This window comes from Ferrimonas aestuarii, from assembly GCF_005116665.1.
GTDB lineage: Bacteria > Pseudomonadota > Gammaproteobacteria > Enterobacterales > Shewanellaceae > Ferrimonas > Ferrimonas aestuarii.
Genome location: NZ_SWCJ01000010.1, coordinates 109,819 through 129,345, shown reverse-complemented (window position 1 = coordinate 129,345; position 19,527 = coordinate 109,819). Strand labels below are relative to the sequence as shown.

Annotated in this window: 15 protein-coding genes; 3 read left to right on the top strand and 12 right to left on the bottom strand. The window is 51.2% G+C overall.

Annotated features, from left to right (window positions below; genetic code table 11):
* Nucleotides 1-35 precede the first annotated feature (35 nt).
* The gene (locus FCL42_RS13625) at nt 36-1,220 is read right to left on the bottom strand and encodes an alginate export family protein (protein WP_229359864.1); all 1,185 of its coding nucleotides are present in this window, start codon (nt 1,218-1,220) and stop codon (nt 36-38) included.
* A 441-nt stretch (nt 1,221-1,661) separates the two neighbouring features.
* Here FCL42_RS13625 and FCL42_RS13620 point away from each other — a divergent pair, with 441 nt between their 5' ends.
* The 3 genes from FCL42_RS13620 (at nt 1,662) to FCL42_RS13610 (ending at nt 6,836) form a co-directional block, all read left to right on the top strand.
* Entirely contained in the window at nt 1,662-2,087 is a 426-nt protein-coding gene (locus FCL42_RS13620) for a DUF3010 family protein (RefSeq protein ID WP_136863971.1), read from the top strand.
* 510 nt (nt 2,088-2,597) lie between these two features.
* Entirely contained in the window at nt 2,598-3,725 is a 1,128-nt protein-coding gene (locus tag FCL42_RS13615; protein ID WP_136863970.1) for an efflux RND transporter periplasmic adaptor subunit, read from the top strand.
* A gap of 6 nt (nt 3,726-3,731) precedes the next feature.
* The gene (locus tag FCL42_RS13610) at nt 3,732-6,836 is read left to right on the top strand and encodes an efflux RND transporter permease subunit (protein WP_136863969.1); all 3,105 of its coding nucleotides are present in this window, start codon (nt 3,732-3,734) and stop codon (nt 6,834-6,836) included.
* A 153-nt stretch (nt 6,837-6,989) separates the two neighbouring features.
* Here FCL42_RS13610 and FCL42_RS13605 read toward each other — a convergent pair whose 3' ends face one another.
* From FCL42_RS13605 to FCL42_RS13555, 11 genes are all read right to left on the bottom strand, one after another.
* Nucleotides 6,990-8,009, bottom strand: a complete 1,020-nt coding sequence (locus FCL42_RS13605) for a phospholipase A (protein WP_136863968.1) — start codon at nt 8,007-8,009, stop codon at nt 6,990-6,992.
* Nucleotides 8,010-8,400: 391 nt separating this feature from the next.
* Complete coding sequence (locus tag FCL42_RS13600) at nt 8,401-9,786, bottom strand: methyl-accepting chemotaxis protein (protein ID WP_136863967.1); 1,386 nt, start codon at nt 9,784-9,786, stop codon at nt 8,401-8,403.
* Nucleotides 9,787-9,986: 200 nt separating this feature from the next.
* Complete coding sequence (locus tag FCL42_RS13595; protein WP_136863966.1) at nt 9,987-10,667, bottom strand: DUF3313 domain-containing protein; 681 nt, start codon at nt 10,665-10,667, stop codon at nt 9,987-9,989.
* 255 nt (nt 10,668-10,922) lie between these two features.
* Nucleotides 10,923-12,224: an inosine/guanosine kinase gene (locus FCL42_RS13590; protein WP_136863965.1), complete on the bottom strand. Its 1,302-nt coding sequence runs from the start codon at nt 12,222-12,224 to the stop codon at nt 10,923-10,925.
* Between the two features lie 312 nt (nt 12,225-12,536).
* Nucleotides 12,537-13,523 (bottom strand): ferrochelatase, encoded by a 987-nt coding sequence (hemH, locus tag FCL42_RS13585; protein WP_136863964.1) that lies wholly within the window; start codon nt 13,521-13,523, stop codon nt 12,537-12,539.
* Nucleotides 13,524-13,689: 166 nt separating this feature from the next.
* Nucleotides 13,690-14,334, bottom strand: a complete 645-nt coding sequence (gene adk, locus FCL42_RS13580; protein ID WP_136863963.1) for an adenylate kinase — start codon at nt 14,332-14,334, stop codon at nt 13,690-13,692.
* Between the two features lie 248 nt (nt 14,335-14,582).
* Nucleotides 14,583-15,431 (bottom strand): tetratricopeptide repeat protein, encoded by an 849-nt coding sequence (locus FCL42_RS13575; RefSeq protein ID WP_136863962.1) that lies wholly within the window; start codon nt 15,429-15,431, stop codon nt 14,583-14,585.
* Nucleotides 15,432-15,482: 51 nt separating this feature from the next.
* Nucleotides 15,483-17,390, bottom strand: a complete 1,908-nt coding sequence (gene htpG, locus FCL42_RS13570; protein ID WP_136863961.1) for a molecular chaperone HtpG — start codon at nt 17,388-17,390, stop codon at nt 15,483-15,485.
* 218 nt (nt 17,391-17,608) lie between these two features.
* Nucleotides 17,609-18,439, bottom strand: a complete 831-nt coding sequence (locus FCL42_RS13565; RefSeq protein WP_136863960.1) for a hypothetical protein — start codon at nt 18,437-18,439, stop codon at nt 17,609-17,611.
* A gap of 159 nt (nt 18,440-18,598) precedes the next feature.
* The gene (recR, locus tag FCL42_RS13560; protein WP_136863959.1) at nt 18,599-19,198 is read right to left on the bottom strand and encodes a recombination mediator RecR; all 600 of its coding nucleotides are present in this window, start codon (nt 19,196-19,198) and stop codon (nt 18,599-18,601) included.
* Nucleotides 19,198-19,527, bottom strand: coding sequence for a YbaB/EbfC family nucleoid-associated protein (locus FCL42_RS13555; RefSeq protein WP_136863958.1), 330 nt, complete (start codon nt 19,525-19,527; stop codon nt 19,198-19,200). The genes recR and FCL42_RS13555 overlap by 1 nt, the downstream gene beginning before the upstream one ends.

Here is a 19,527-nt window from a genome sequence, read left to right as displayed (position 1 = left end):
GCATCAGGTGTTAGGTGTTGGAATCTAAGGTCGACTTAGAAGCTCGCGCCTACCCAAACCCACAGCTTGTCGGTATCCACCTTGATGTCGCCGGCATCGTACATGGCGTACTTGATACCCGCGTTGTAGTGCTTAGCAAACTTCATGCTGTAGCTCACGTCGATTTCGCTACCAAAGTCATCGCCATTGACGTCTTCGTCGGCGGTGAAGTCATGGTAAATCACATCAAACTTACCCATACCCAGCTTGGTAGAAGCACCAATGTACAGATCCTGCAGACCTTCCGCTGGAGTTCCTAGGAACTGATCAGCCCAACCGTTGAACTTGTGCAGTGTCGCCAGAGGGGTGCTGAAGCCGTAGTTACCGCCATCAGAGCCCAACACTTCGTAACCCAGCTTAACGCTGAACATAGCCAAGTTGGCGCCAACTTCTGCTAGGTAGTAGTCCGCATCGAAATCGCCGTTCTTCTCTTCCTGAGTCGCATACTCAAGTTGGTAGTTCAGCTTGGTGTCACCCATTTTGCTGCCGCCAGCAAAACGGATACCGTAGGTATCAAGACCCTTATCGACGCCATTGTCTTGCTCCAGCAAGTAGGCGTAACCGGTCAGTTTACCCAGCGGAGTTTTGTAGCCGATGTTGATCAAGTGATCATCGGAGTCCACATCACGGTCTTCAGCAAAGATGCGGTTACGCTGATTGATGTAGACGTAGTTCAAAGACAGATCTTTCATTGGGGTCAACGCAAGGTTCACCGCATCGAAAGTCTGACGGTCTTGACGCCAGCCAACGTGACCAACAAAACGCTGGTTATCGATGGCAACCACTTGGCGACCTACGGTGCCTTTGAACATGCCGCGCTCATAACGTAGCCAGGCTTGGTCCAGTTCGGTGGTGTTCGGATCGGCAATGGTTGAGTACTCAGGCTTGTTGCCTAAACCATTGTTGTAGTCATTTACCTCAAACACGTCACGAGAGTCTTCAAACTCCAACATGCCTGAGAAACCGTTAAAGGTCGCAGTGGTTAGAGACAGGCGAGTACGCAGCGTTAGCGCATCCGCATCTTTCAGAGCGTTGCTCTGATCGACCATCTCATAACGCAGGCGTGCGTCCAGATTAACGGTAGAGTTCTTGATTGCGTCAGCAATGGAATTTGCTTCCGCAGCATGCACTGAGTTGGCCAGTAACGCAGTGGTAAGCGCTGCCAAATATCCTAATTTCATCATCCTCTCCTAGTTTTTAGCTCACATGCATTTTTATTTCACTCCTGATCAGAACCTAACAGGCCTGACTTTGGGAGTGTAGTCTGTTATGACTGTAATGCTGCTTTTGGTTATTAAGTTATTGCGTTGGAAGTGATGTTCTCCCTTTACACCCTACGCCTCCATACCACCTTGGAGGTATTCCTAAAGAGAGAGGAGCTAAGCCAAAGACTGGCCCACCAAACGAGAAAACTTATTACTGGCATACTGGTAACAATGAGATCACAACAGTCAAGAGCCTGAACTGCATTCAGCAATAGATTGATCCTTCAAAAAATCACTAATGCACACTGGATCAACGAATAATTCGGTCTTCACCATACCGTCACATCACAAAGCCACTGCAAAGCGTTGCCGCTTTCCACTATACTAGCCACCGATCTGGCATAACTAGGTAACAAAATGAAAATCTGCGCAGTTGAACTTAAGAGTAATGAAGCCATTATCTGCCTACTGGGTTTGGATAAGGGGCTATTTAATGTGCCAGAATGTCGCGCACGTAAACTGTCTCTGAATCATGGCCACTCTTCAAAATCACTAAAAGCATTTCAAGCCGAGTTCATCAAGCTGGTAAAGGATTATCACGTTGACAAGGTAGTGATTCGCGAGCGCCCAATGAAAGGCAAATTCGCCGGCAGTGCCATCGGATTCAAGATGGAAGCGGCAATGCAGTTGGCCGAAGGTGTGGACGCGGAAGTGATCTCCACCACCGACATCAAAGAGAGCCTCAAGCGTCAACCGGTTGAGTACTCCATGAAAGATCTGGGCCTGAAACAGTTTCAGGAGACCGCATTCGCCACAGGTTTTGCGTACTTAAACCGCAAATAAGCGTTCACCATCAGAACCATTCTCAAGGTCGCCACAGGGCGGCCTTTTTTACATCCATATCAAATTCGCCCCAGTAACCTGCAAAAAACCAGTCAAGCCGGTGAGTAAATGAAAATTTTTTTCATTGATATTTTTACATAAGCAAAAATATAACCGCATGAATTAAAAGTGTTTTTAAGCAAATTAAAACAATGGCTGCTAGAAGTTTTACAAAAATGTCAATATTGCAAATCGATCGCCGCAGCCAGTAAACTTTCCGAGCCCCAACCAAGGGATAGAAAGGTTGGCGTGACAATTTGAATGCGATACAGCGATGAGCGATTGATGGTACGCGAAAGCGTAATAAAAATGCGTAACCTAAGGGTGAGCATTCCAAGGTGTAAATTTGTGGTCTCTCCCAGACACAGACGGCAGCCGGGTCGGCAACACTAGACTCGCATATTTTAACTTCAGGGTGGTCAGCTACTTTACCTAAACCTAGTGCTGCCCGAGTTTTAATATGAGGCCATCATGACCAAATTACGCCGCTGGGGTGTGACTCTGCTCAGCTCCACGTTATTGATTACCCCATTTGCCGCTTATAAGGCATTTGAAATTCGCTCAGCCATGGCCATGGTTGAGAGCTTCCCTGAGCACTCTGAAACCGTGACGGCGGCAACCTCCAAGACCGTCGAACATCAGCCCCGACTCACCGTAATGGGTGAGGTTGTCATGCCTGAATACTTGCACCTGACCAACGAGCTTTCAGGCAAAGTGTCTCAGATCGACGTTGAACCAGGGCAACAGGTCCAACAGGGCCAGCGCCTGTTTCAACTTGATATCAGTGAAGAGCTAGCTCGCCAGCGCTCAGCCACGGCCAAACTCAAACACACCAAGTTAAAACTTAATCGAATTCAGGCTCTTAAGAAAACTCAGGCCGCCAGCCAATCTCAACAGGATGAGCTGATCGCCGAACTGGAGATCGCTGAGGCGGAACTGGACCTGCTGCAATCCACCATCGATAAGAAAACCATCAAGGCACCGTTTGCAGGCACCCTCGGCTTGTTTCAACTGGAACTCGGTAGCTACCTCAATGCCAATAGCCAAATCACCACCCTAGTTGGCAGCCAACCTTGGACTTGGATCGAATTTGAACTGCCTCAGTTCTACCCCAAGCTAACCCAAGGGGATGAAATACTCGTCAGCGCGCAATATCCAAACGCTCCGATATTGACCGCCAAGGTGGTTGCCAGTGATACGGTGATCAACACCAATACCCGTACCCAGCGCTATCGCAGTCGAATCGAGAACAACCGCGGCCTAACCCATAACCAGGCGGTTAAGGTTGTGGCGCCAAACGGAACGTCATTGTCACTGCAACAGGTGCCTCTAGAAGCGATTCAGCGTGATGGCTACGGCAGTTTTGTCTATCTATTGGATCACCCACAAGGCGAGCCTGACGCCACTCGAGCCCAGCGGCAACCGGTAACCTTATATCGTCAATTTGAACAATACGCTCTGGTCAGCCAAGGCTTAAATGGCGGCGAGCAGGTTGCGGCCGATGGCGCCTTTAAACTCTACCCAGGAGTGTTGGTGAACGTGGCACTGCCCTCACCTCAGCCTGAGGCCAGCAGCCAACTCTCCCAGCACCAGGAGTAATCGCTGATGAGCATCTTTATTCGAAAGCCAGCTTTGTCACTGGTCATCACCCTGTTGCTGATTCTCTGTGGCATCTTGGCATTGACCAAAATCCCGGTGCTGCAATTTCCTGAATTAAACAGCGCCTCTTTCGTTGTTACCACCCGTTTTGAAGGCTCATCTGCCGATGTGGTTCAAGGCTTTATTACCGATCCCATTGAGCGGGTGGCAATGACCGTTCCCGGTGTCGACTATGTGGATTCGCAAACCACTGCTGGCCAGAGTCTGGTCACCGTGTGGCTGCAGCAAAACGCCGATAACACTGAGGCGTTGGCGCAACTGACCTCACAGCTAAACCAGATCCGCTATGAGTTTCCCGCGAGCGCAGAAGACCCTGCCATCACCGTGCAGCGCGCCGACCGCTCCGGCGCCGTGTTCTATCTGGCTGTAGACAGTGGCAACCTGACACGCTCCGAAGTCACCGATGCCCTAAAACGGCAGGTGATTCCGCGGCTGTCCGCCATCGATGGCGTACAACGAATCGGCCTTCATGGGGATCGAGATCCCGCCATGCGCATCTGGCTAGACCCCATCAAACTGACGGCACTCAACATGGGCGCACATCAAGTGTGGCAAGCGCTTGAGGCCAATAACGTGCTGGCAACCTTAGGAAAAACAGAAAACACCAGCCAGCAGATCAACGTATTGAGTAACTCCCTTCTCAAAACACCGCAGGCTTTTCGAGATCTCATCATCTTAAACAACGGCAGCAATCTGGTGCGCCTTGGCGACATCGCTCGGATTGAGCTGGGAGAAAGTACAGGCTCGGAAACCACCCGCGTCGACAAACAGCAACAGGTGTTTATCGCGGTGTGGCCACAGCCTGGTGCCAATGAGATCGCCATCGGTGATGATCTCTACCCCATGCTCGACCAGATTAATGGCATTCTGGATCACGGCCTTGCCATTAACATTGCCTACGATGGCACAACCTACATGCGCCAAGCGTTGGAAGAGATTGTCATCACCTTGCTGGAAACCGTAGTGGTGGTTGGCATCGTGGTGATGGCCTTAATGGGCTCACTGCGCACCGCCATCGTGCCGTTGGTGACCATCCCGTTGTCGATTCTTGGTGCCATTGCGGTGATCTGGGCCATGGGCTTTTCCTTGAATCTACTGACGATTCTCGCCATTGTGCTGTCTGTGGGTCTGGTGGTTGACGACGCCATTGTGGTGGCGGAAAACGTGGCCCGTTATATTCGTCAGGGGCAGCGCCCCATCGAAGCGGCGCTCTCCAGCTCCAAAGAGCTGCTGCGGCCGATTATTGCCATGACCCTCACCTTAGTGGTGGTCTACCTGCCCATCGGCTTTGTAAGTGGCTTAACCGGCAATCTGTTTCGCGAATTTGCCTTTACTCTGGCCTGCGCCGTAACCATCTCTGGGGTGGTGGCGTTGACGTTGTCGCCGATCCTGAGCGCCCGTGTGTTCCGTAGCCAAGGGGGCTCGAATCAGGCGGGACAAACGCCACTGAGCATTCGGGTCAATAAACAGTTCGAACGTCTACAAGCCAGTTATGGTCGAGTGCTCGATCGCTGCTTCAACTACCGAGCTCAGTTGTTGACCCTAGCCACGCTGTTTGCCTTGATGATGCTGCCCTTTTATCTGCTGTCTCAGAAAGAGCTGGCACCGGCTGAAGATCAAAATGGCATGTTGCTGATTGTTGAGGCACCGGCTCACGCTTCCATCGATTATACAAACGCGCAGATGAATCAAGTGGTGGACGTATTGGCATCGGTGGAGGGAAATGAAAGCATCTGGCAGGTGCTTACGCCCAATTCCGGATTTGGGGGCATCAGCTTGTTAGATTTCGATGAGCGAAGCCAAAGCGACCATGAGATGCTACCGCAGATCTACCAGCGCCTTCGCAGCATTCCTGGTCTCAGTGTGCTGCCAGTACTGCACCCTGCTCTGCCGACTGCCGGACAGTTTGATGTGGAGCTCGTCGTGCAAAGCGCGGACGACTATCAAAGCATGGAAGCCTACGCTTACCAACTGCTTGCCGCGGCTTACGAAAGTGGCCTATTTATGTTCGTCACCACCGACCTCAAGGTGAACTTGCCACAATCACGACTGCAGTTTGATAGTGACCATTTGGCGGATCTGGGACTGACCATGCAAAGCGTCAGCGATCAGCTTAAAGCGATGAACTCAGAACAGTTCGTCAACCGCTTCGACCGCGATGGCAAGGCCTACCGCGTGATCACCCTGCTGGACAATGGCAGCCGCCTAAACCCAGAAGATCTGTTGGATCAAACTCTGGTCAATGAGCGAGGCGAGTGGATTCCCTTGAGTGCCATCGCCACCCTCAAAGAGGAGGTGGGGCCGAAAACCCTGGGCAAATTTAACCAGCAGCGCTCATTCCGCATTCAAGGAGGAATCGTACCGGGAGTCACCAACGACATGGCGCTCACCGCACTAGAGCAAGCCGCTAACGAGCTGCTTCCTGCTCACTATCAGGTGGATTATGCTGGCGTGTCCCGTCAACTTCGAAACGAAGGCAGCAGCTTATTGTCTGTGCTTGGGGCTGCCTTAGTGATGGTGTACCTGCTGCTTACGGTGCAATTCAACAGCTTCCGCTTGCCTTGGATTGTGCTGCTGGGCTCGGTGCCTCTGGCACTGAGCGGCGCCTTAAGTTTTAGCTTCTTAAGCCTAACCACCATGAACATCTATGCTCAAATCGGCTTAGTCACTCTGGTGGCACTCAATGCCCGCAACGCCATTTTGGTGGTGGAGTTCGCCAAAGAGCTGCAAAACCAAGGATTAAGAAAGCTCGACGCGATACGCCAAGCAGCACAAACCCGACTTCGCGCCATTATGATCACCACCTTCGCCACCGTACTGGGGCACTTCCCGCTGGTACTGGTTACCGGCGCAGGTGCAGCTGCCCGCAACAGCATTGGCATCACCCTAGTGGGCGGCATGGTTGTCGGCACACTACTGCTGCTGTTTGTACTGCCGTGCGTCTATTTAACCATCGCCAAAGAGACCCAAACGACCACTGACCTTGACACCGACTTTGGCGAGGCTCGTAACCTCAAACCACAAGGAGGGCTGGCGACCGAGACAAACTAAGGCATAAAAAACGGGCTCTTGAGAGCCCGTTTTCAAAACTGCACTGATGATATCAATTCAACTCTGTTTATAGCCGCTAGCAGCGGCATTAAGCAGGTTAATTGACACCATGACTCGGCGCACAACCTTGGTCGCCCCCTCATTTAATCAGCATTACAGATAAGGCGTCATCTCAAGGCCAATGCCGATGCGGTTGGTCTTAACGTTATAATCGATCAAACTCTCGCCATACCCGTAGAAGTACTGTACGTACCCTTTCACCTTATAACCGATGGGGAAGGTCCAGCCCAACTCCACCGCGCCGCGATTATCGTCAATGTCCAAATTGTTGCGCAGCTTGGCCATGAAAGTGTGCTCTTGATGCTTGTAGATAATACCCAGCTCGCTGTGGCCTAAGTATTCGGAGATGTCCGGATTATCATCCCCTTTGGAGTCGGTTGGCGACTCTTTGGGATCCTCTGCAAACCGGTGCCATGCTCTAAGCCCAATGGTCCAAGGGTCATTGGTCCACACTACGCTGCCCACCAAGCGATTCCAACTGCGACTGCGATCGCCATTTTGACCATTGGACTGGTGATTTAGACCGATGGTCGCCGCAGGCATATACCACTCTCCCCAATGCCATCCCAGCTTTTGTGCCCAGAATATCTCCGGCTCATGGTTGGTCTCGCGAAACGGGGCTGAGTGATCGCTGTTATAGGCCTGCCACCAACTCCTATTGGTGTAAGCAAAATACAACCGACCGGTGTCGTCCCACAGCGGCACCGTTAGAGGCAGCTTAAAGCTAAATTGGAACTTAATTTCGTTGCGCTGCACCGGCAGCTGCTCAGGATCAAACGGCGCCTGATTGGGAGAGTCGTTGTAGGTGTATGGCAATACGTAGTTATTGTGATGCGCGGTCAAGCTGAAATCGCTGCGCTCCCCCAATCGCTCCTGCTGATATCGAGCTAGGATGGGGTTGTCCTGCTCCTGAAGCTCAGCCCGAACCTCTGGATCCGGCTCCTGAGCCGATAACTCATTGGTTTCGGATCTCGACGCTAACTCCCCCCGGCACAAGGCTTTGAGTTCCGCCACCGTAGTGGTTGATTGTGCTTCCTCTAACGCCAACAACAAACACTGCTGTTCTGCTGAGGTCAGTTGCGACGCAAGCGCCAAAGTCATCCAAGAGATCATTGATATCAATCCATTGCCAAGAAAGTGAACAGGTTTAGCTTAGCAAAATCCGATTCGCTAGTAATCTAGGGTCTGTTGACCTTTCATGCTTATTTTTGCGCCACCAACTGGTCTTTTTGTTCTGAATCTAACCGCTTGTGCCAAATTAGAAAGTAAACAATGGGTTTCTCGGCGCCCAAAGGGGTCTGACTAACAGCTTTTACTCTGCGTCAAACGACTTCAACGTAGAATCACTATGCTATCAATCGTTTTCCTTGATTAAAAGCCGTTATCCTAGACCAAAATTTCATCACCAAAGATAAACAGACCCTAATGGCAATTAATAACTTCTTTATGAATCAGAGAAATAAAAAAGGCCAGCATGCGCTGGCCCCAGTTTCAGTGGCGTTCGCTAGGCATCAAGCTCTTTGATCAACCCATCGATAACTCGCGCCTGCTCATTAATGCGATTTAGGTTGGCAGAGGAGTCGCGGATCATATCGACCACCTCGCCGGATTGAGCTCGAACCTTCTCCAAACTCGCGGCAATCTCGGCGGCAACACTGCCCTGTTGCTCCGCCGCGGTGGCAATCTCGGCACTGCGATCGGAGATGCTAACGTTTAGGGTGCTGATCTGAGCAATGTCTGAACTGACCACCGACATAAACTCTTCACTCTCTTTGGCCGTGGCCACAGTGGAGTTGGTTGTGTCCACCAAAGACTTACTGTGCAGCTGAAGGCCCTCCACCATTCCCTGAATCTCTACGGTGGCTTCCTGAGTACTGCTGGCTAAGGTTCTGACCTCATCGGCAACCACCGCAAAGCCTCGACCTTGTTCGCCGGCTCGAGCGGCCTCGATGGCCGCATTCAGCGCCAGTAAGTTGGTTTGTTCCGAAATGGCGTTGATGGTGGTCAATACGTTGCCAATCTCAATGCTGCTTTTATCCAGGCTCTCACAGGCGAATTGAGCCTGACGGCTGGCCTCACCCAAGGTGGCAATGGAAGCGCGAGTTTGCTCAACCTTCTGCTGACCTTCGGAGGACGCCGTCGCTGCAGTTTGTGTTTGGGTAGACGATTCCGAAGCATGGGAAGCCACCTCTCGAATGGAGTGCTCCATCTCCACGCTGGCACCGGCCAGACTGTCCAACTGTACTTGCTGCTGCTCGGCCAAATGCTCAGATTGTTCAGTCATGGTGGTCAACTCGCCGCCAATTTTCTCAAGCAGTTCCACCGCGTTGCGCATCTCCAGCACCAGATTCTGCTCACGCTCGGTCACTCGGTCGATGGTTACCGCCAGCAAACTGAACTCATCTTTTACAGGAATGTAGTTAAGGCGCTGCTTTAACTTACCATCAGCCAGATTTTCTAACGCTTGATAGGTCGCATACATTGCACCACCAATAAAGGTCATGATGTAGTAGGCGATCACCAACGTCAGTAGCGCCATGGTGATTTGAGTGGCCAGCTTCCAAAGCTCAATATTGAACAGATCAAATGAGCGTGTTTTGGCTTCAATGTGATAGCCCGCAGCGGAAGCATCGGCGATTGCCATATAGTCACTGCCAGCGAGCAGACGGCTGGCTTCAGATAAGCCTAACTCCTGACCAACGGTCAGCGCTTCAATGGCGGTTTGGTTCGATGCTAAAGTGGTGTTAGCCAAGCGTTCCCCTTCACTCATCAACACCATGCCGCCGAAGATAAATGCAACGACAGGCATAAAGAAGAGAATCAGGAATTTTTGCTTAAGACTGAGGTGAATCAGATACTTATCCACCCAACGAAAGGCAACTTCTTGCATGTTTTGTGACCCCGAAGTGACGACAAAGGGGGCAGAAGTCCCCCTTTCAAAATCAGTTTATCTAGCCATCAGAGTCGGTGTGTCATCCGACTGACAGCGCCTTTTTAATAATTATTTTTCATGCTCGGCTAAAATCCGTTCAGCCAAGTTTCGTCATTAAACAACAGTAAACGCTAAAAAAACACAACCAGCATCAACTTTTATTCGATTTTCGAAAAGATGCTGATCACGATGCGATCAACCCACCAGTCGATGGCGTCTTTAATATCATCAACACTATCAATGATTTCGCCGAAATCTTTGTCCCCTTGGCGATGATCGATTGCCGCAAAAAGTGCTTCGCCGCTGTCGCCATCACGCGCCAACAACTCAATGGTTGCCGACCCCACATTGGTGTATTCGCCGGTGGTCACCTTGGCCAAGTTAGAGATGCCATAACCAAAGGGTAAAACCGAACTGGTGACCGCCAGAATCGGATTCGGCGTTTCGATGTTGGTGATGGCCAAACTGAGGCTAAGGGTTTTCTTAGGATCCGAAGCCTGCTTTTGTGGATGCGCTTTCACATGGTCCGCCATCCGCTGTTCCAACGCATCTGTTAGGTAGTGAGTCAACGCCTCTACCTGATCGTCACTAAGAGGATTACTCTCATCCACCACGACCCAAACTCGATCCAAGCGAACGTCGTTGTATTGGCTCAACTCGTCATCGAACTGTTTGCGGGTTTTGTAGCGCTCATTCGCCCACACTCTGTCGACTCCGCCGTCCGGCCCGGGACGAAAATCATCAAAAGATTCAAACATCACCGGCTTTTCATCCACCACTGCCGTACTGGAACAGGCGGACAACATCATCGCTGCCAAAACCACTAAAACTCGTTTCATTCAGGCCTCCTATTGTGAGGTCCAAATTGTACTGTTCGCCTTTGAATAAAAAAACCACAGCACCGGATTTGGCTTAATTAAGCTCAAGAAACAAACAAGTTGGCTCATTGCACACAACATCAAAAACAGGGTGTTAGCTTTGATAAAGAACACATGAACATAACGACGGGATTTAGAGAAAACCTAAATGAGGCATGGCAAAAAACAAACAAAAAAATACCCTGACAAGTCAGGGTATTAATCAAAAGTTAGCTCTTAACGTTCCCAGTAGGCCTCTTCGAGGCTGTCTTCACGCTCTGGTAAGCCACGAGACAAACGCGGGGAATGCTGAGCCAGAACCTCATAGCTCACTCGGTTGGCGTACTTACAGATCTGCGCAAACGAGGAGTAACACAGCCCTTGGTAGCTGTGCTTGGAAGAGGTCGGCAGATTAATCTTATGATAATGGTTGGCCGCCATGTCGTGCAGAAGCGCCGACAACGCGCCATCACCAGCGCCATTGGTATTGCTGATCTTCTCAGGACCACCCATGAATGGGGCAATGTGAGAGAACACCTTCAATGGCTTATCACAGTCACTCTTGGTCATCGGACGAGAGAACTCAAAGCGATTGAACTCAGGGATGGAGCCAGGTAACAGAGTGTGAGAAGTTTCGCGCTTCACCTCTTCATCGGTGTAACCGGCCATGTACAAGCCAGACGCTCCTGCGGTCAGCAGCACCAGATCGCACCACTCCAGCGCCTTATCGCAAGCACTGAGAATATCGGCATCCCCAGTCAACGCTTCCGCTTCCTCTTCGTTCATCGCCAACACGGTAACGTGCTCAGCAATAAACTTCTGCCAGTACTCAGGGTCTTCTTCAATCAGGAAGCGGGTGCCTAAGGTCAATACCACTGGGACGTTGGCGGCTTTGGCATACTCAATGGCACGCATGGCCGCATCGGTAATAGGGTCACCACCGGCTCGCATCAGATAAGCGGTCAGCACCAGAGCTGCGCCCCGCTGCACCAACTTCTGATCGATGTACTCAGGCGTCAACTTATCCATCGCCCCTTTAGAGATGGCGAAAGTACGCTCGCCACACTCACTGATCAGGGTAAAACAGCGACCAATTGGGCCTTCAACTGGCTCAAGATGGTCCAGATCCACCCGTGAAGAGGTGTTGCACAGATAACGATAGGCGTAGCTGCCAATCAAAATATTGCGGCTCATCACCCCAAACAGTACCGAACGGTCATCCGCCAGGGTGGAGTAGTTGTGAAGGGTGTTGCCAATGGTGCCACCGGCAAACTCATTGGAGACCAACTGCGCGCTTTTCAGTTCATCATAAAGCGCATGAGCGGTGGCATCATCGATCAACATCGAGTTGCCTTTGCGCAAGCCATGGCGAGCAATGAACTCGTCGTCCACTTTGGCTTCAATATCCACCAGAGTTTGGTCAATTCCAGTAATGTGGACGTTCTTAGGACGAATAACGGGATTCAGTTCATTGGTTAGAGGGTCGCGAGCCTCTACCGGAAAGTAGTGCTTCGACTTACGTTGGCCAGGAAATTTCATTGCGCATCAACCACGGCAAAAAAAGAGTAAACATCCATGCATTGTAGCTCTCACCCCGCACCTTGGTGCGCCCTGGTAAGTCATATCAATTCCAGTAAAGCTTAAGTTCATTGCCGTGAACCACTTGCCTCATTGGAACTGATATCAGCCCGAATACGGCCAAGGTACCCCAGCCGATTTGGCGCGGAATTTTATCACTGCAACCAAAGCGATACCAGTGTTTATAACGGGGAATTAAAAAGTCAGTAGTAAATAGAAAGGCCGCACAATACTTTGTGCGGCCTTAATGCGATGTTTGTCTCAGAGGGCGGGTTACTGCCAGCCCTGAACCTCTGTTTTCACCAGGTCCACCATCATATCGATGTGGTCGGCTCCAGCGTTTAGGCAAGGAATAAACTGATAGGACTCGCCGCCCGCTTCCAAAAACTCCTCTTTGCCTTCAATGGCGATCTCTTCCAGTGTCTCTAAGCAATCAACGGAAAACGCCGGTGAGATGATGTCAATTTTCGACACCCCTTGTTTCGGCAGCGCTTCCAAGGTTTCGTCGGTGTAGGGAGTCAACCACTCCTCTTTACCGAAACGGCTCTGGAAACAGGCCATCCACTGCCCTTGTGACAACTGCAGCTTTTCCGCCACCAAACGAGCGGTCTCCAAACACTGATGCTGGTAGATGTCGCCTTCATCCACATAACGCTTAGGCACGCCGTGGAATGACATCAGCAGCTTTTGGCCTCGGCCATGCTCATGCCAGTGTCGCTCCACACTGGACGCCAGCGCACCGATGTAGCCGTCATGATTATGGTAATCACGCACCAAACGGGTGTGGGGGAAGGTTCGCATGGTGGCAAATTCCGCGGCTAAGGCATCAAACACCGCCCCAGTGGTCGAGCAGGAGAACTGCGGGAACAGCGGCAGCACCACAATGCGCTCACAGCCTTTGGCAGTCAGCGCATCGATGCCGTGGCGCATCGATGGCTTGCCATAGGTCATGCCCAGCTCAACGGGCACATCCATGCCCATCACCTCGCTCAAACGCGTTTCAAGAGCATCACGCTGCTGCAAAGAGATGCTCATCAACGGTGAGCCCTGCTCCTGCCAGATAGATTGATAAGCCTTAGCCACCTTCTTCGGACGAAAACGCAGAATAATGCCGTTAAGGATGGGTAACCACTGCCAGCGAGGCAGATCCACCACCCGAGGGTCACTTAAGAACTGTTTTAAGAAGGCGCGAACCGCCGATTCCGTTGGAGCCTCGGGGGTGCCGAGGTTAACCAGCAACACGCCAATGTTACTTGTCATCTGTATTCCCTATTAAAAGTGCACCTGACCTCTACGCAGCTCAGGGCGATTCGGTTTAAAAACCGTGAAATTATTAGCTACCTCAAGCTTACCATCGGAAATTCCCACAAAAAAAGCCCGCTATTGCGGGCTTTTAACTGAATCACATTTCAGTGGTCGTTGCCGATTAGGCCAGCAGAGCTTCGATCTCTGCAGACACATCCGCAACGCTCTTAGTGCCGTCCAGAGTGTGGTACTTGTTCAGACCGTTTTCAGCGGCTTGCTGGTAGTAAGATACCAGAGGCTTGGTTTGGTCATGATAGATGGCCAGACGCTTACGAACGGTCTCTTCTACGTCGTCAGCACGAATGATCAGTTCTTCACCGGTTACGTCGTCTTTACCTTCCACTTTTGGTGGGTTGAACACAACGTGGTACACGCGGCCTGAGCCTGGGTGAACACGGCGACCGCTCATGCGCTTAACGATCTCTTCATCAGCCACATCAATCTCCACTACGTGGTCGATGGCGATGCCGTTGTCTTTCATGGCGTCAGCTTGAGGCAGTGTGCGAGGGAAGCCATCCAACAGGAAACCCTTGGCACAATCGTCTTGAGCGATGCGCTCTTTAACAAGACCAATGATGATCTCATCAGAAACCAGTTGGCCAGCGTCCATCACCTTCTTGGCTTCCAAACCCAGTGGCGTGCCCGCTTTGATTGCAGCGCGCAGCATGTCTCCGGTGGAGATCTGTGGGATCCCATATTTCTCCATCATGAACTGTGCTTGAGTACCTTTACCGGCGCCCGGCGCTCCCAACAGGATAATGCGCATTCGACTCTCCTCTAATTTGCTTTTATCGTTTCAACGGGCACAAATCTTGTCATAGGCATGAGTCGATTTGAAGAACGGCCAACTCTGAGTTTTGACCTTTTCTTGTCCATCTATCTTGCCAAGACGTAAAAATTACAGACGAATCGCCCTTTACCCACCAGTCGTAGAGTGGCAGGGTGCCTCAATATTGGTAACTTTATTTTACCAATCAACAACTTCGCCGCTAACGGCCTTAGCCCCTAGCGGTCTTAATACAACAGACTGTATAACTTTCTTCGAAAGTTATTCGCCGTGGGATCTGTCTGCCCCAGTGCATTGACGATATCCAAAAATACCCGTCTTGCTTCGCCATCGGCGGCGGTCAAATCTGACCGCAATAAGGCGAACAATGCCTCAAGCGCTTCCTGTTGTCTACCCGCCTGATTGAGGGCCACGGCGAGCTCAACCACCAAATTTGTATTATTAGGTTGCGACTTTATTGCGGTCTGTAGATCGCGTATTTCCGGCGTATCCGCCGCTTGCTGCGCCAGTTCTAACTCCGCCATCAGTGAGGCATATTCACCATCTTGATCTTCAAGCTTGATGTGACCTAATGCCTCTTCAGCGTCATCACTGCGTTTCATCGCTAGATAAGCTTTTGCCAAAGCTTTATAAACACTGGCATCTTGCTGCAACTGAAGCGCTTCCCTCAACAGAGATACCGCCTCACTAGTTTCACCTTGATCCAACAATTCTTTGGCGTTATTTAATTTTAACTGCCATAGCTTAGGTAGATACTTTTCGAGCAGTTGCTCCACCATGGCCTCAGGTTGAGGACCCGCAAAGCCGTCAACGGTTTGCCCTTGATTTAGCACCAACACCGTCGGTAGAGCCTGAATTCGAAAATAGCCCGCCAGCTCCATCTGGGTATCGCAATCCACGTTTGCCAGCACAAATTGGCCGGCTCGCTCACTGGCCATTGCCATCAACTTCTGGGTAATCGGCTGACATTCAGGGGCTTGGGCTGAATGAAAATTCAACACCACCGGCTGAGTGGCCGACGTCTCTACCAACTGCTGAATGTTTTGCGCATTGGCATCAATAATGGAAGCTTGCATCTTGTGTCCTTTAAAAAAGCCGGAGACTGGCTCCGGCTTTGCTCTATTCGTTTACTTAGAAAGTTCCAGCCACAGGCTGTTTAACTGCGCCACAAACTGAGATGGATCCTCTAGGCTGCCACGTTCTGCCAGCATCGCTTGAGACAACAGCAGTTCACTCCACTTGGCAAAGCGAGTTTCATCCTGCTCCTGATCTAACTTAGCGACCAGAGGGTGCTCTAAGTTTAACTCGAATACCGGCTTCACCTCAGGTACCGGCTGGCCCATGGCCTTCATCATCTTCACCATCTGGCTAGACATGTCTTGCTCAGAGGTCACGATGCAGGAAGGCGAGTCGGTCAGGCGCTGAGAGACTTTCACCTCTTTCACCTTGTCACCCAGAGCCTCTTTAACTCGGGTCAACAAGCCTTCGTGCTCTTTGGCCTGTTTCTCCTGCTCCGCCTTCTCCTCGTCGGTCTCTTCAAGCTTGAGGTCACCTTGGGTAACAGAAACAAACTGCTTACCATCGAACTCAGTCAGGTGGCTCATCAGCCACTCGTCGATGCGCTCAGACATCAGCAGCACTTCGATGCCCTTCTTACGCAGCAGTTCAAGGTGTGGGCTGTTCTTGGCCGCTTGATAGCTATCAGCCACGATGTAGTAGATCTTGTCTTGCTCTTCGCCAGCACGCTCTAAGTAATCGGCCAACGACACGGTTTCGGCGCTGCTGTCGGTGTGAGTCGAGGCAAAACGCAGCAACTTAGCGATGTTCTCTTTATTGCTGAAATCTTCCGCAGGGCCCTCTTTCAGAACGTTACCAAACTCATTCCAAAACTTTTGGTATTTGTCAGCATCGTTCTTAGCCATGCGCTCCAGCATAGTCAAAACGCGCTTAGTTAATGCGGTGCGCAGGCTCTGAGTGGTGCGGTTGTCCTGAAGAATCTCACGGGAGACGTTCAGAGGCAGGTCATTGGAATCAAGTAAACCACGAACAAAGCGCAGGTAGGACGGCATGAACTGCTCGGCGTCGTCCATGATAAACACACGTTGCACGTAGAGCTTCAGGCCATGCTTGTTGTCACGGTTATAAAGATCAAACGGAGCGCGAGCTGGAATGTACAGCAGCGAGGTGTACTCCTGCTTACCTTCCACCTTGTTATGCACCCAGCTCAGTGGATCTTCGAAATCGTGGGCGATGTGCTTATAAAACTCCTGATACTCCTCATCGGAGATCTCAGATTTGCCACGAGTCCACAGCGCAGTAGCCTTGTTGATCGCTTGCCACTGGCCTTCTGTTGCTGGGATGGTTTCGCCGTCTTGCTCACGCTCAGGCTCGCCCTCTTGCCACATCTCAACGGGAATGGAGATGTGATCGGAATATTTGCCAATTACCGACTTAAGGCGGAACTCTTCGAGGAACTCTTTCTCGTCATCACGCAGGTGCAAAATGATGTCGGTACCACGGCGCGCTTTATTGATGGTCGCAACGGTGAAATCACCCTCACCGGCAGAGGTCCACTCCACACCAGCCTCGCTGGATAAGCCAGCCGCCAGTGAACGCACGGTCACTTTGTCAGCCACAATAAACGCCGAATAGAAGCCCACACCAAATTGACCAATCAACTGGGAGTCTTTGGCAGCATCACCGGAAAGCTTTGAAAAGAAATCCGCAGTACCGGATTTGGCGATGGTGCCCAGGTGCTCAATCACCTCATCACGGCTCATGCCGATGCCGTTGTCGCTGATGGTCAGAGTACCGGCGTCTTTGTCCACACTTAGGCGAACTTTCAGCTCACCGTCACCGGCATAAAGCTCCGCATCTGATAGGGCACGATAACGCAGTTTGTCCGCAGCGTCGGCAGCATTGGAGACCAGCTCACGTAAAAAGATCTCTTTGTTGGAGTACAGTGAGTGGGTCATCAGCTTGAGTAGCTGAGACACTTCTGTTTGAAAGCCATGGGTTTCCTGTTGCACGGACATCCTATTTTCTCCTAAGAATTACCTATCAATGTCATCTTTCAAAAAGATGGGGACATCCAATGGCTTTTCAAGCAATCTTTAGAAAAAAGTCGGCTAAAACAGAAAATGTCGTGCGAGAGCGCTGAGCGACAGGCTAAAACTCACTCAGACTCTGCTATTCGCTAATGGAGGAATTAACAACCAACATGGTTAGTTGCCCACGAGAAACAGCAGTCGCCCTACGAGATCAGCCACAAACTGGCATTTTCATACACGGCCGCAGAGAGAGGAATCACCTGCAATCGCTGGTCGGCAACGGGAATAGAACTGCCCAGTCGAGTTCGCACCGCACCGGATATGGCATTGTCATGGGCCTGTTGCAGTCTTTTAGCCTCTAAGGCGTTCTCAAGGGTCATCGCCCCCTGTTGCCATTTAAAGGGACCGGTGCCGTCCACCAAACGTTCCATTTTCGCACTGATGTAAACCGGGCTGCCATTTTTTCGAACAATGGCAATGGCTGGATTTCCTTTTACGTGCTCGGCTTGCCATTGACTCACCCGCTCTCGAACCAGATCCCCTAGAGTGTGAGCCGATTTCAAGACCATCCCCATATGCCCTGATAGCAGGTCAAACGCCTCATATTCAGCTTGGGTAAACTGACATTGGCGAGCACTGCGATTAACGCCAAATACGGCAGAAGTCTTAGGCTGGGGTAAAACTCGCCCCATGGCGAAGTCCACCTCCATCTGTCGATACCATTTGTGCACCGGAGACTGCTCCACCTCGGCTTTAAGCTCATTGTTCAGCAGCAGCGGCTTATGAGGAACCTTCAAGGCATGGGCGGCGCACGGATCGAGGTGGATCTCTTTCATATACCCGGGCAATAGCGAGTCTAGGTCATGAGTGCCGCACAGCAGCTGCTGACCAGAACTGGATTTTCGGGAGGCACCAACAAAGGCTTTGGAATCGGAAAATGCAGAGGACACATTTTCAAGGAGGGCATACCACTGACCGTCAACGGCGCAGTCGTAGGCTTGTTCAATCAGATCAAACAGCTTATCGTCATCCATAACTTCTACCCCTAACTCTTCGTCTTCTATGCGAAGTTTTCTAAGCTTTTGTTTTATTAATAATTCAAACAAAGATTCATAAAATCTCCACCACAGTGTAGTAGACAAAAAAAATCCCGCTACTCAGGAGCGGGATTTTTTATCCAAATCGGTGGCGAGTTAGAGTTCGCGTCGACCGGTCAGAGACAGCGCTAAGGTAGTGCCATCAACGTATTCCAGCTCGCCGCCCACAGGTACGCCATGGGCAATTCGGCTCACTCGAATGTTGTCATCTCTGCACATCTCTGCAATGTACTGTGCGGTGGCATCACCTTCGACCGTCGGATTGGTCGCTAAGATCAGCTCTTGCGGCTGCTCTTCACGAATCAGCGCCGCCAGCTTGTCTAAACCAATCTCATCGGGCCCAAGGCCATCAAGAGGTGACAGGTGCCCCATCAGGACGAAATAACGACCGGAGAACTGGCCACTGGTTTCAATGGCCAGTACGTCAGCGGGTGACTCCACAACGCAGATCTGGCCTGATTCACCACGGCGACTGCTGGCACAGATAGGGCAAAGCTCCTGCTCTGTAAATGTACGGCAGCGACTGCAGTGGCCAACATCGCTCATCGCATTGGAGAGCGCCTGCCCTAACTTCTGCCCTGCCACACGATCGCGCTCCAACAATTGAAACGTCATGCGCTGGGCAGACCGCGGACCAACCCCTGGCAAACACTGCAGAGTTTTGATCAGCTCATCAACCAGAGGACTGAATTTCATTAGAATGGCATTTTAAAACCAGGAGGCAAACCCATGCCACCGGTCAGAGCGCCCATCTTCTCTTTTGAGGTCTCTTCGACGCGGCGAGCGGCATCATTACATGCGGCTGCGATCAGATCTTCCAACATCTCTTTGTCGTCTTCCATCAGAGATGGATCGATCTCAACACGGCGAACGCTGTGGCTGCCGGTCATGGTTACCTTAACCATACCCGCACCAGATTCACCGATGACTTCCATGTTGGCAATTTCAGCCTGCATCTCTTGCATCTTTTCTTGCATCTGCTGGGCCTGCTTCATCAGGTTGCCCATTCCACCTTTACCAAACAT

What these genes read in the sequence shown, in the direction of transcription:
- FCL42_RS13625 (WP_229359864.1), bottom strand. Translation starts at nt 1,220, where the DNA reads ATGAAATTAGGATATTTGGCAGCGCTTACCACTGCGTTACTGGCCAAC.
- FCL42_RS13590 (WP_136863965.1), bottom strand. Translation starts at nt 12,224, where the DNA reads ATGAAATTTCCTGGCCAACGTAAGTCGAAGCACTACTTTCCGGTAGAG.
- FCL42_RS13610 (WP_136863969.1), top strand. Translation starts at nt 3,732, where the DNA reads ATGAGCATCTTTATTCGAAAGCCAGCTTTGTCACTGGTCATCACCCTG.
- hemH (WP_136863964.1), bottom strand. Translation starts at nt 13,523, where the DNA reads ATGACAAGTAACATTGGCGTGTTGCTGGTTAACCTCGGCACCCCCGAG.
- FCL42_RS13600 (WP_136863967.1), bottom strand. Translation starts at nt 9,786, where the DNA reads ATGCAAGAAGTTGCCTTTCGTTGGGTGGATAAGTATCTGATTCACCTC.
- FCL42_RS13615 (WP_136863970.1), top strand. Translation starts at nt 2,598, where the DNA reads ATGACCAAATTACGCCGCTGGGGTGTGACTCTGCTCAGCTCCACGTTA.
- htpG (WP_136863961.1), bottom strand. Translation starts at nt 17,390, where the DNA reads ATGTCCGTGCAACAGGAAACCCATGGCTTTCAAACAGAAGTGTCTCAG.
- FCL42_RS13595 (WP_136863966.1), bottom strand. Translation starts at nt 10,667, where the DNA reads ATGAAACGAGTTTTAGTGGTTTTGGCAGCGATGATGTTGTCCGCCTGT.
- FCL42_RS13555 (WP_136863958.1), bottom strand. Translation starts at nt 19,527, where the DNA reads ATGTTTGGTAAAGGTGGAATGGGCAACCTGATGAAGCAGGCCCAGCAG.
- adk (WP_136863963.1), bottom strand. Translation starts at nt 14,334, where the DNA reads ATGCGCATTATCCTGTTGGGAGCGCCGGGCGCCGGTAAAGGTACTCAA.
- recR (WP_136863959.1), bottom strand. Translation starts at nt 19,198, where the DNA reads ATGAAATTCAGTCCTCTGGTTGATGAGCTGATCAAAACTCTGCAGTGT.
- FCL42_RS13575 (WP_136863962.1), bottom strand. Translation starts at nt 15,431, where the DNA reads ATGCAAGCTTCCATTATTGATGCCAATGCGCAAAACATTCAGCAGTTG.
- FCL42_RS13605 (WP_136863968.1), bottom strand. Translation starts at nt 8,009, where the DNA reads ATGATCTCTTGGATGACTTTGGCGCTTGCGTCGCAACTGACCTCAGCA.
- FCL42_RS13565 (WP_136863960.1), bottom strand. Translation starts at nt 18,439, where the DNA reads ATGGATGACGATAAGCTGTTTGATCTGATTGAACAAGCCTACGACTGC.
- FCL42_RS13620 (WP_136863971.1), top strand. Translation starts at nt 1,662, where the DNA reads ATGAAAATCTGCGCAGTTGAACTTAAGAGTAATGAAGCCATTATCTGC.